Annotated in this window: 8 protein-coding genes; 5 read left to right on the forward strand and 3 right to left on the reverse strand. The window is 65.6% G+C overall.

Annotated features, from left to right (window positions below):
• The first annotated feature begins 34 nt into the window (after positions 1 to 34).
• The 3 genes from IVB23_RS30205 to IVB23_RS30215 all read left to right on the forward strand — a co-directional run bounded on the left by IVB23_RS30205 (position 35) and on the right by IVB23_RS30215 (position 4287).
• The gene (locus IVB23_RS30205; RefSeq protein ID WP_247801034.1) at positions 35 to 640 is read left to right on the forward strand and encodes a K(+)-transporting ATPase subunit C; all 606 of its coding nucleotides are present in this window, start codon (positions 35 to 37) and stop codon (positions 638 to 640) included.
• 237 nt (positions 641 to 877) lie between these two features.
• Positions 878 to 3601 (forward strand): sensor histidine kinase KdpD, encoded by a 2724-nt coding sequence (locus IVB23_RS30210; protein ID WP_247801035.1) that lies wholly within the window; start codon positions 878 to 880, stop codon positions 3599 to 3601.
• The gene (locus tag IVB23_RS30215) at positions 3598 to 4287 is read left to right on the forward strand and encodes a response regulator transcription factor (protein ID WP_197968901.1); all 690 of its coding nucleotides are present in this window, start codon (positions 3598 to 3600) and stop codon (positions 4285 to 4287) included. Before IVB23_RS30210 ends, IVB23_RS30215 begins: the two co-directional genes overlap by 4 nt.
• A 135-nt stretch (positions 4288 to 4422) precedes the next feature.
• On the opposite strand, the gene IVB23_RS30220 is transcribed toward IVB23_RS30215, so the two are convergent.
• Entirely contained in the window at positions 4423 to 5307 is an 885-nt protein-coding gene (locus tag IVB23_RS30220; protein WP_197968902.1) for a Ku protein, read from the reverse strand.
• Positions 5308 to 5423: 116 nt separating this feature from the next.
• Between IVB23_RS30220 and ligD the strand changes: the two genes are divergently transcribed.
• Complete coding sequence (gene ligD, locus IVB23_RS30225) at positions 5424 to 8105, forward strand: DNA ligase D (protein WP_247801036.1); 2682 nt, start codon at positions 5424 to 5426, stop codon at positions 8103 to 8105.
• A gap of 114 nt (positions 8106 to 8219) precedes the next feature.
• On the opposite strand, the gene IVB23_RS30230 is transcribed toward ligD, so the two are convergent.
• Positions 8220 to 8384, reverse strand: a complete 165-nt coding sequence (locus IVB23_RS30230) for a DUF3309 family protein (RefSeq protein ID WP_074117325.1) — start codon at positions 8382 to 8384, stop codon at positions 8220 to 8222.
• A 181-nt stretch (positions 8385 to 8565) separates the two neighbouring features.
• On the opposite strand from IVB23_RS30230, the gene IVB23_RS30235 reads away from it, so the two are divergent.
• Positions 8566 to 8883, forward strand: coding sequence for a polyhydroxyalkanoic acid system family protein (locus IVB23_RS30235; RefSeq protein WP_061877079.1), 318 nt, complete (start codon positions 8566 to 8568; stop codon positions 8881 to 8883).
• A gap of 2 nt (positions 8884 to 8885) precedes the next feature.
• Here IVB23_RS30235 and treY read toward each other — a convergent pair whose 3' ends face one another.
• Positions 8886 to 11672 carry a malto-oligosyltrehalose synthase gene (gene treY, locus IVB23_RS30240; RefSeq protein ID WP_247801037.1) on the reverse strand — a complete coding sequence of 929 codons (2787 nt, stop codon included), beginning with the start codon at positions 11670 to 11672 and terminating at the stop codon, positions 8886 to 8888.

Genomic DNA, 11672 nt, shown 5'->3' on the forward strand with positions numbered 1-11672 from the left:
CGCTCGCAATGACGGAAGACACTGGAGACCCAACATGCTCAGAGAAATCCGCCCCGCCATCGTCCTCTTGCTGGCACTCACCGCCATCACCGGCCTTGCCTATCCGCTCGCGATGACCGCCATTGCCGGCACGTTGTTTCCCGTGCAGGCGCAGGGCAGCCTCATCGAGAAGGACGGCAAGGTGATAGGCTCCGCCCTGATCGGGCAGGAATTCAAGGACGACAAATACTTCCATGGCCGTCCCTCGGCGACGGTTGCGCCGGACCCGAATGATTCGACCAAGACGGTGTCGGCCCCCTACAACGCCGCCAATTCGGGCGGCTCCAACCTCGGCCCGACCAGCAAGGCGCTGGCGGACCGGCTCAAGGAGGATGTGGACAAGCTCAGGAGCGAGAATCCGAACGCGGCCGTGCCGGTCGACCTGGTGACGACCTCGGCCAGCGGCCTCGACCCGAACATCTCGCCGGAAGCGGCGCAATTCCAGGTGCCGCGCGTGGCAAAGGCGCGGAATCTGCCTGAGGATCAGGTCAAGCAGCTCGTGACCGCCAACACCGAAGGCCGTCTGCTCGGCGTGCTCGGCGAACCCAGGGTTAACGTTCTGGCGCTGAATCTCGCCCTCGATCGCATCGCCGCCAAGTAGCAGTCTAGGCTCGCGGCGCCCGGATGGTTATATTTGGGACGAAGCCTTCTTCTCCCTCTCCCCGCTTGCGGGGAGAGGGCTGGGGTGAGGGGGAGTCTCCACGACGACGGTGACAATTGGACTCGTGGAGGCTCCCCCTCACCCGAAATTCAAGCTGCGCTTGAAGTCCGGCCTCTCCCCGCACGCGGGGAGAGGCGAAGAGGCAGGCGAACAACCTAACGAGCCGTAACCGTCCTGATGGTCCGAGAGCGCCGCGATCCCGAACAACGTCCCTCTCCCGAAGCGCTGCTGGAAGCCGCGCGCCGGGAGGAGAGCGCGAGCGGCAAGCTGAAGATCTTCGTCGGCGCCGCGCCCGGCGTCGGCAAGACCTACGAGATGCTGCAAAGCGCCCATGCCAAGCGCAAGGCCGGCATCGATGTCGTGGTCGGTTTCGTCGAGACCCATGGCCGCGCCGAGACCGAGGCGCTGGTGCGCGATCTCGAAGTGGTCCCGCGCAAGAGGCTGGACTACCGCGGCCAGATCGTCGAGGAGATGGACCTCGACGCGGTCATCGCGCGGCGGCCGCAGATTGCTTTGGTCGATGAGCTCGCCCACACCAACGCGCCCCTTTGCCGTCATCCCAAGCGCTATCTCGACGTCGAGGAGCTGCTCTCCCACGGCATCGACGTCTACACCGCCGTCAACATCCAGCACATCGAGAGCCTGAACGACGTCGTTGCCCAGATCACCCATGTCAGGGTCCGCGAGACCGTGCCGGATTCGGTATTCGACCGCGCCGACGCGATCGAGCTGATCGACCTCACGCCGGACGATCTGATCCAGCGGCTGAAGGAGGGTAAGGTCTATGTGCCCAAGCAGGCCGAGCGGGCGCTGGAGCACTATTTCTCGCCGGGCAATCTCACCGCGCTGCGTGAGCTTGCACTGCGGCGCACCGCCGAGCGGGTCGACGAGCAGCTCCTCACCCACATGCAGGCCAATGCCATTGCCGGGCCCTGGGCCGCGGGTGAGCGCATCCTCGTCTGCGTCAGCGAGGATCCGCGCGCCGCCGGCCTCGTCCGCTACACCAAGCGGCTGGCCGACCGGCTGCATGCGCCGTTCACCGCGATTTCGATCGAGACGCGGCGATCCCTGCAATTGTCCGACGAGGAGCGCGATCGGCTGGCCGACACGTTGCGGCTGGCGGAAGCTCTCGGCGGCGAAGCGCTGACCATTCCCGCCGTCGGCCGGCGTATTGCCGATGACGTCGTCAATTTCGCGCAAGGCAACAACGTCACCCAGATCGTGATCGGCAAGTCGACGCGCTCGCGCTGGTTCGAGATGACGCGCGGCTCCGTCGTGCACGACCTGGTGCGCCGCGCCGGCAACATCACCGTCCACGTCATCGCCGGTGACGAGCTGCCCGGCGAGGTTGCGCCAAAGACGGCGGTGCAGACTGCCGCGCGCTCGGAGCCGTTCGATCCGCTGCCCTATCTGAAGGCGCTCGGCATCGTGCTGATCGGTCTCGGCGCCGCGGAGCTGATCCAGCCCCGTTTCGGTATCGAGAACGTCGACCTCGTGCTGCTGACTTCGGTCGTCGTGGTTGCCGTGCGCTATGGCTTGTGGCCGTCCCTGCTGGCGACGATCGCGGCCTCGCTCTGCTACAATTTCTTCTTTATTCCGCCGATCTACACGTTCACCATCACGGATCCGACCAACGTCGCCGCCTTCGTGCTGTTCATGGTGGTGGCGATGATCGTCTCCAATGTCGCGGCGCGCGTGCGCATCCAGGCCGACACCGCGATCGGCCGGATCAGGATGACCGAGCAGCTCTATGCCTTCAGTCGCAAGCTCGCCGGCACCGCCACGCTCGACGACGTGCTGTGGGCGACCGCCTACCAGATCGCGCTGATGCTGAAGGTGCGCGTGGTGCTGCTGCTGCCTGACGAGGGCCTGCTCACGGTGAAGTCCGGCTATCCGCCGGAGGACGAGCTCGACCAGGCCGATCTTGCCGCCGCCAATTGGGCCTGGAGCAACGATCGCCCCGCCGGCCGCGGCTCGGATACGTTGCCGGGCGCAAAGCGGCTGTTCCTGCCGATGCGAACCGGGCGCGGCCCGATCGGCGTCATCGGCATCGACAACGACCGCACCGGCCCGCTGCTGACGCCGGACCAGCGCCGGCTGCTCGATGCGCTGGTCGACCAGGGCGCGCTCGCGATCGAGCGCGTGCTGCTGGTCGAGGACATGGACCGCGTCAAGCGCACGGTCGAATCCGAGCGGCTGCGCTCGGCGCTGTTGACCTCGATCTCGCATGACCTGAAGACGCCGCTCGCCTCCGTGTTGGGGGCGGCCTCCACCATGCGCGATCTTTCCGGTGCCCTCTCCGACACCGAGAAGCGCGACCTGCTCGCCACCGTGATCGACGAATCCGAGCGGCTCAACCGCTTCATTGCCAATCTGCTCGACATGACCAAGCTCGAATCCGGCGCTATCGTGCCCAATACGGCGCTGCACGATCTCGGCGAAATCGTGGGCAGCGCGCTGCGGCGCGCCAGCAAGATCCTTAGCCGACACAAGGTCGAGCTGGTGCTGGCCGCCGATCTGCCGATGCTCCAGCTCGATGCCGTACTGTTCGAGCAGGTGCTGTTCAATCTGCTCGACAATGCCGCAAAATATTCGCCACCAGAGACCACGATCTCGATTCGCGGCCGGCGCGAGAGCGGTCATGTCGTGCTCGATATCGCCGACGAGGGGGCCGGCATTCCGCCTGCCGAGCTCGAGAGCGTGTTCGACAAGTTCTATCGCGCGCAGAAAGGCGATCACGTCCGTCCCGGCACCGGGCTCGGGCTCGCCATCTCCCGTGGCTTCGTCGAGGCGATGCGCGGCACGATCTCCGCCGCCAATCGCAGCGAGCGGAGCGGCGCGGTCCTCACCATTCGCCTGCCCGTTCCGGCAGAGAGCCACGCATTGGATACCGCCGCATGAGCGCTGCTCCGATCAAGGTCCTGGTCATCGACGACGAGCCGCCGATCCGCAAATTGCTGCGGATGGGGCTGACCACGCAAGGCTATGAGATACTGGAGGCGTCGAACGGCAGGACTGCGCTGGAGAAGCTCGACGAAGAGCCGGCGCTGATCATCCTCGATCTCGGTCTGCCCGACGTTCAGGGGCACGAACTGCTTCGCACCATCCGCGCGCGCAACGAAGCCGTGCCGATCGTGGTGCTGTCGAGCCGCGGCGACGAGGCCGGCAAGGTCCAGGCGCTGGATCTCGGCGCGGACGATTATCTCACCAAGCCGTTCGGCATGGAGGAGCTTTTGGCGCGCCTGCGCGCCGCGCTGCGCCACCAGCTTCAGGTCATGGGCGAGCGCCCTGTGTTCCGCACCGGCGATCTCTCGGTCGATCTGGTCCGCCGCATCGTCAAGGTCGGCGAGCGCGATGTGAAGCTCTCGCCGAAGGAGTATGACCTGTTGCGCGTGCTGGTGCAGCACGCCGGCAAAGTGCTCACCCATCGCTTCCTGCTGAAGGAGCTGTGGGACGAACTGACCGACGCGCAATATCTGCGTGTCTATGTCCGCCAGCTCCGGCAGAAGATCGAAGCAGATCCGGAACGGCCGCAATACGTGCTGACGGAAACCGGGATCGGGTACCGGCTGAAGGCGGGGGATTAGCACCGTCGAGCGAGCCGTCATGGCCGGGCTTGTCCCGGCCATCCACGTGCATCAGCGCACGGGTTAGACGTGGATGCCCGGGGCAAGCCCGGGCATGACGACGGAGGTTGAGGCGCGAGCTCACGTCGAGCCGGATTAGCCCGCCTTCCTGTGCCGCGCCGTGGACCGATGCGCCTTCTTCGCGGCGCGATGCCGTCCGGTCGCACGCCGCGCATGCGACTTCGTCGCCGTCTTCTTCCCGCCGCGTCCCTTCAGGCTCTGCTTCAGCGCGTCCATCAGGCTGACGACGTTGCTCGGTCGCTCCTCGGGCTCCGGCAGCTCGATCTTCTTGCCGCTGGCCTTGCGCTTCACCAGCGCCTTCAGCGCGTCCTCGTACTCGTCCTTGAACTTGCCGGGGTCGAAATGCGCCGCCTTAGTGCGCAGGATATGGCCGGCGAGCTCGACCATGTCCTTGGTGATCTTCGGGCTCTTGATGTCGTCGAAGAACTGGTCCTCCTCGCGCAGCTCGTACGGGAAGCGCAGCGTGGTGCCGAGCAGGCCCTTGCCGAGCGGCTCGATCGCCATCACGTGCTCGCGGTTGGTCAGCACGATCTTGGCGAGCGCGACGCGCTCCTCGTCCTTCATGGCGTCGCGGATCACGGCGAAGGCGTCGACCGCGGCCTTGCCGTCGGGCGCGATGTAGTAGGGATGGTTGAGATAGCGCTGATCGATCTCGTCGCGCGGCACGAAGCTCTCGATGTCGATGGTGTGATTGCTCTCGATCTGGACCGCTTCGAGCTCCTCCGGCTCGATCTCGACATATTTGCCCTTGCGCAGTTCGTAGCCGCGGCCCTTCTGGTCGCTCTCGACGACGTCGCCGGTCTCGGAATCGATCATCTGCTGCTTGAGCCGGTTCCCGGTCTCGCGGTTGATCAGGTGAAACCGCGTCTTCTCGGCCGCAGTGGTCGCCGGATAGAGCACGACCGGGCAACTGACCAGCGACAGCTTCAACGTTCCCTTCCAATAGGCGCGCGGGGCCATTCCGTTCTCCAGCGTTTTCAAGGCGTTTTGGAACCCCAACCGTCCCATAGGGTTTTGGTTCCGGGCGGGACTTTCGCCGTGATAGGCTTAATGCCGAAAGAGAAGCGGGACCGGTCGTGCTGCAAAAACTCTCCACTTACCGACAGAAGCGGGATTTCGAAAAGACGCCCGAACCATCGGGCAAGAGCGCCGTGGCGCCGTCGAAGCGGCGGCGCTTCGTCATCCAGAAGCACGACGCCAGCCGCCTGCACTACGATCTGCGACTCGAATTCGACGGCGTATTCAAGTCCTGGGCGGTGACGAAGGGACCCTCGCTCGATCCGCACGACAAGCGGCTGGCAGTCGAGGTGGAAGACCATCCGCTCGACTATGGCGATTTCGAAGGCACGATTCCGGAAGGGCAGTACGGCGGCGGCACGGTGATGCTGTGGGACCGCGGCACCTGGGAATCGGACGATCCGGCAGCCGGCTTCAAGAAGGGCGATCTGAAGTTCACCCTGCACGGCGAGAAGCTGCATGGCAGCTGGGTCCTGGTGCGCATGCGCAACCGCGGCGGCGAGAAGCGGAGCAACTGGCTCCTGATCAAGCATCGTGACGATTATGTCCGCGAAGGCGCGGACAACGACATTCTCGAGCAGGACAGGTCCGTCGCCTCCGGCCGCGCGATGGAGCAGATCGCCGACGGCAAGGGCCGCGCGCCAAGGCCGTTCATGCTGGCGAAGGGCACGAAGGGCAGGGCCGATGCAGTCTGGAAGTCCAACCGTGTCGAGGAGACGAAAGGGCGCACGGTGAAGCCGGCGCCGCGCACCGCGCTGAAGCGCGGCAAGGCGGCGAAGAAGAGGGCCACGACGGCGACCAACGCGAAGAAGGTCTCGGAGATGCCGGACTTCGTCGCGCCGCAGCTCTGCACGCTGGTCGAGCGGCCGCCGGCCGGCGAGGGCTGGTGCCATGAGATCAAGTTCGACGGCTACCGCGTGCAGCTCCGGGTCGAGGACGGCGAGGCGACGCTGAAGACGCGCAAGGGCCTGGACTGGACCGACAAGTTCGCTTCGATCGCGAAGGAGGCGACCTCGCTGCCGGACGTCGTGATCGACGGCGAGATCGTCGCGCTCGATCACAACGGCGCGCCGAATTTCTCCTCGCTCCAGGCCGCACTGTCGGACGGCAAGACCGACGACCTCATTTTCTTTGCCTTCGATCTCCTCTTCGCGGAGAATCGGGACTACCGCCGGCTCCCACTCGGGGAGCGCAAGGCGCAGCTCAAGGAGCTATTGGAGGCACGCAAGCGCAAGTCGGCGCAGATCCGCTATGTCGAGCATTTCGAGAGCGGCGGCGATGCCGTGCTGCAATCGGCCTGCAAGCTCGAGCTGGAAGGCGTGGTGTCGAAGAACCTGGACGCGCCCTATCGATCCGGCCGCACCGAGAGCTGGACCAAGGCCAAATGCCGCGCCGGCCATGAGGTCGTGATCGGCGGCTACAAGACCACGAGCGGCAAGTTCCGCTCGCTGATGGCGGGCGTGCAGCGCGGTGATCATCTCGCCTTTGTCGGCATGGTCGGCACCGGCTTCGGCGCGGACAAGGTCAAGCGCATCATGCCTGCGCTGAAAGCCATGGCGGCCAAGGACAGCCCCTTCGGCGGCAAGAATGCGCCGAAGAAGACCCGCGAGGTGCACTGGCTGAAGCCGGAGCTCGTCGCCGAGATCGAGTTCGCCGGCTTCACCGCCGACGGCAACATTCGCCAGGCGGCGTTCAAGGGACTGCGGCAGGACAAGCCTGCCGAGGAGGTCGAGGCGGAGACGCCCGTCGATACCGAGCTCGCCGAGCCCTCCGCCAGGAAGGCGGCGCGCACGAAGACGGGGCGGCAGTCGAAGCAGACCGCTCAAAACGCCGAGATCATGGGTGTCGTCATCTCCAAGCCGGACAAGGAGCTCTGGCCCGACGACTGCGACGGCGGCGTCGTCACAAAGCTGGACCTTGCCCGATATCTCGAAGCCGTCGGCGAATGGATGATCGTGCACCTCAAGGGCCGGCCGTGTTCGCTGATCCGCGCGCCTGATGGTATCAAGGGCGAATGCTTCTTCCAGCGCCATGCGATGCAGGGGACGTCGAACCTTCTGGAGCTCGCAAGAGTTTCCGGCGACCGCAAGCCCTATCTCCAGATCGATCGCGTCGAGGGACTCGCCGCCGTGGCGCAGATCGGCGGCGTCGAGCTGCATCCCTGGAATTGCGCGCCTTATGCCTATGACACGCCGGGCCGGCTGGTGTTCGATCTCGATCCCGCGCCCGACGTCGACTTCGCCGACGTCGTCGAGGCGGCCAAGGAGATGCGGCAGCGCCTTTCCGACATCGGCATGGACAGCTTCTGCAAGACCACGGGCGGCAAGGGCCTGCACGTCGTGGTGCCGCTGCTCCATGGTGCGCGCGACAAGGTGAGCTGGAAGGAGGCCAAGGCCTTCGCACAAGGCGTCTGTCAGTGGATGGCCGACGACGATCCCGAACGCTACCTGATCAACATGTCGAAGAAGCTGCGCAAGGGAAAGATCTTCCTGGATTATCTGCGCAACGACCGCATGTCGACGGCGGTGGCCCCGTTGTCGCCCCGGGCGCGCGCCGGGGCCACGGTATCGATGCCGCTGACCTGGGCGCAGGTGAAGAGCGATCTCGATCCCAAGCGCTACACGCTGCGCACCGTGCCGGGCCTGTTGCCGCGGTCGAAGGCGTGGGAGGACTATGACGATGCCGCCGCTTCGATCAAGGCGGCGATGAAGAAGCTGGCGGCGAAAAGTAGGGTGGGTTAGCCGCAAGGCGTAACCCACCTCTTTGGTTTCCGCAGAGACAGAAGTGGTGGGTTACGCCAAGCAGTCTGCGCTTCGCGCAGTCCGCTCGGTTAACCCACCCTACGGAGTCCCGTCCTAGATCCGTCCCATCAGCAGCAGGATCAGCAGGATGATGATGACGAGCCCGAGGCCGCCGCCGCCATAATAGCCGGTGCCGTAGAACGGCCCGCCGCCGATGCCGCTGAAACCGCCAAGCAGGGCGATGATCAGAATGATCAGAATGATCGTGCCGATTGACATGCGAGTCTCCTCCAGCCCTCTGTTGCAAGGGTCGTTTGCACCTGTCCCGTCGTGCGGGGGCAACTTGCCGCAGGTTGTAAAGTTCCCGCGTTGAAACAAGGCCGAGGGTCCAACTTGCATGGAACCTTTGCAGGTGCGGCGGGCATGACTATGTGGGAAGAGCCATCACCGGACAGCAATCATGTCAGCACCGCTTGTCGTTTCAATCCCGCATCGTCTCGGCCGCGAGGAGGCGGTGCGCCGGCTCAAGACCGGGCTTGGCCGCGCCGCGGCAAGCATCCCGGTGATGCAGGTCGAGGAGGAACGCTGGACCGGCGACAGCATGAATTTCCGCATCCGCGCGCTCGGGCAGATTGCGACCGGTCAGGTCGACGTCGCCGACGACCAGGTCCGGGTCGAGGTGGTGCTGCCCTGGCTGTTGCAGCGCTTTGCCGAGATGGCGCAGGCGACGATCAGGAAGCGCGGCCAGTTGCTGCTGACCAAGGACGGCGGCAAGTAGCCTCAGCCGCGCACACGCTGGCGCATCGGCTTCACCGCGTTCGCAATCCGCGCCTCGATGACCGCTACGGGAAGATCCCGCCAGGCCTGCGCGAGCCGGACTTCGTTCCCCGCAAGGCCCGTCGCGGTATAGCCGCTGATATCGACGGTCGCATCGAAGCCTTCCACCGCGGGCCATTCCCGGCCCCCTTGGGTAAACGCTGCGAAATGACGCCCGACGACGACGACCGCGGCCGCGCGGCCATGACGGCGCGCAAAGGCGATCACGTGGTCGGCATGTGCGCCGCGCACCTCGAGCGGCTGATAATCGCCCCGGGCGAATACGTCGGCGAGTCCATTGCGCAGCTTGAGAAGATGTCGCGTCCAGGCCAGCTTGAGCTGGCCATCCGGCCAGGACTTGATCAGGCCGCTCCAGTCCGGAGCTTGCAGTGAGGTCAGCGCCGCGTGGCGCGCGGCAAAGTCGACCGGACGGCGGTTGTCGGGGTCGACCAGCGACAGGTCCCAGAACTCGGTGCCTTGATAGAAGTCCGGCACGCCCGGCAGTGTGGCCTTGAGCGTGAGTTGGCTCAGCGAGTTCAACGTGCCGAGCAGCGCGACGCGGCGAGCCAGCGTTTGCAATGCCTCCAGGAATTCTGTGGACCGGGCGGGGTCGAGGATTTTCCCGACGAAGTCCCGTATGCCGCTCTCATAGGCTTCATGCGGGTTGAGCCAGCTCGTCTCCTCCTTGCCCTCGCGCGCGGCCTTGAGCGAATAGGCCTGGATGCGCTCGACGAAAGCGGCATCGGCCGGCTCCTCGAGCGGCCAGGCGCCGAGCAGGGTCTGGTAGAGCATGTATTCGAACGTCGCCGATGGCGCGCGGAAACTGCCCTGGTGCGTCAGATGCGGCGCGTTCAACACCTTCCACCGCGCCACCGCGCTGGTCCATTCGCCGGGAATCTCGCTGAGCGCGGCGATGCGCGTGCGCGCATCCTCGCCGCGCTTGGTGTCGTGCGTGGCGGTCGCGGTCATGCCTTGCGGCCATTCCCTGGCGCGGGCCTGCATGGCCTGGTGGAAGGCGGGAACGGTGAGGCCGCTGCTCGCGGGATCGCCGCCGACCTCGTTCAGCGCGAGCAGCCGGTGGAATTGATAGAACGCGGTGTCCTCCAGCGACTTCGCCATCATCGGCCCGGTGAATTGCTGCACCTTGAGCGCGAAGCGGCGCACGCGCGGGGCGCTGTGCGGAGGACGGCCGGGCTTGAGCAGGTCCATGGTGAGGGCATCGCGCAGGAAGTCGAAAATGCCTTCGTCAGCGGCAAACCACTCGCCGCGGGCGCGCTCGATGGTGTCCTCGATCAGCTTGCGGTCCGGTGCCGTCGGGCCGCTGTGCGTCAGGTAGGTGCGATAGACCGGGAAATGCAGCACATAGAGCTCGAGCGCCTGTCGCAGGCTGTCGGCCGAGAAATCCCGTGTCGAGTAATGTCCGTTGGCGATGCGCGCGAGCAGACGCGACAGCACGGTGAATTCGCTGGCGAGCAGCGTCTCCAGCACCCGCCGCTTGGCATCCTTGACGTAAGGCGCAAGCCGCGGCGGCCGGTTGCTGATCTGCCGCCAGGTCTCGTCCAGCGCTTCGAGGCCCTTGGGATCGACCAGCACATGGGTGATGACATTCATCCATTCATAGCCCGTGGTGCCCTGGACGCCGGCGAACTTCTGCAGGCGCTCGCGCTCGCACAGGATCTTTTCGATCACGGTATAGAACGGCTTCGTGTTGCCCTGGGCGTCGCGCACCAAGCGGCGCAATCGCTGGCAATATTGTGCGGGGTCACGCAGGCCGTCGATGTGATCGAGCCGGATTCCCTGTAATTTGCCGTCGGCGATGAGCTGCTTCACCAGCCGGTGCGTGGCGGCAAATGTGCTCGCGTCCTCGACGCGCAGTCCGGCGAGCCCGTTGACGTCGAAGAAACGGCGATAGTTGATGTCGCTGGAGGCAAGCCGCCAGTGCCCGAGCTTGTAGTGCTGGCGCTCCAGCAGATGATGCAGCGTCAGCGTCTGCGCCGGGCGGTCCTTGCCGGCACGATAGGCGGCGAGACCGCGACCGATGATGTCGGCGGCGCCCGCGATCTCCTTGAGCTCGGCCTTGAAGCCGGGAGCTTCCTTGCGATTGGGACGGCGCAGCCCCGTGTAGCGGGTCGTGAGTGACAGCAGGTGCTTGCCGGCCGCCGTTTCCGCCGCGTCCGCCTCCTTGACGATCACGCGCAGAATTTCGCCATAGCGCTCCGGTGCGATCGGCAGGCGATGCTCGAAATACCAGGCGGAGAAACTTCCCTCGTCGGGATCGTAGCGCAGCTCGATGTCGCCGCGCTCCAGCGCCTCGCCGTAGGACGAGCCGAGGATCGGCAGCAGCACGCCGCCGCGGGCGCGAAAGGCCAGTTGATCCCAGTCGATGTCGAAGGAGGCGGCGTGCGGCGAGGCCTGGCCCCATTCCAGCACGTCGAGCCACCAGGGGTTGTCGGCGAAATGCACGCCGACATGGTTGGGCACGAAATCGATGATGAGTCCGAGATCGTGCGCCTCGAGCGCCTCGCTCAGTCGTGCGAAGCCGGCCTCGCCACCGAGCTCGGGATTGAACTGGCTGTGATCGACGGTGTCGTAGCCATGGGTCGAGCCCTTGCGCGCCTTCATCACCGGCGAAGCATAGAGGTGCGTGATCCCCAGCGCCTTGAGATAGGGGACGACCGCGGCGGCCTTGTCGAAGTCGAAATCCGCGGTGAGCTGAAGCCGGTAGGTTGCGAGCGGAATGGCAGGAGGCAT

The organism is Bradyrhizobium sp. 191, assembly GCF_023100985.1.
Lineage (GTDB): Bacteria > Pseudomonadota > Alphaproteobacteria > Rhizobiales > Xanthobacteraceae > Bradyrhizobium > Bradyrhizobium diversitatis.

What these genes read in the sequence shown, in the direction of transcription:
- IVB23_RS30205 (WP_247801034.1), top strand. Translation starts at nt 35, where the DNA reads ATGCTCAGAGAAATCCGCCCCGCCATCGTCCTCTTGCTGGCACTCACC.
- IVB23_RS30210 (WP_247801035.1), top strand. Translation starts at nt 878, where the DNA reads ATGGTCCGAGAGCGCCGCGATCCCGAACAACGTCCCTCTCCCGAAGCG.
- IVB23_RS30215 (WP_197968901.1), top strand. Translation starts at nt 3,598, where the DNA reads ATGAGCGCTGCTCCGATCAAGGTCCTGGTCATCGACGACGAGCCGCCG.
- IVB23_RS30220 (WP_197968902.1), bottom strand. Translation starts at nt 5,307, where the DNA reads ATGGCCCCGCGCGCCTATTGGAAGGGAACGTTGAAGCTGTCGCTGGTC.
- IVB23_RS30230 (WP_074117325.1), bottom strand. Translation starts at nt 8,384, where the DNA reads ATGTCAATCGGCACGATCATTCTGATCATTCTGATCATCGCCCTGCTT.
- IVB23_RS30235 (WP_061877079.1), top strand. Translation starts at nt 8,566, where the DNA reads ATGTCAGCACCGCTTGTCGTTTCAATCCCGCATCGTCTCGGCCGCGAG.
- treY (WP_247801037.1), bottom strand. Translation starts at nt 11,672, where the DNA reads ATGCCTCCTGCCATTCCGCTCGCAACCTACCGGCTTCAGCTCACCGCG.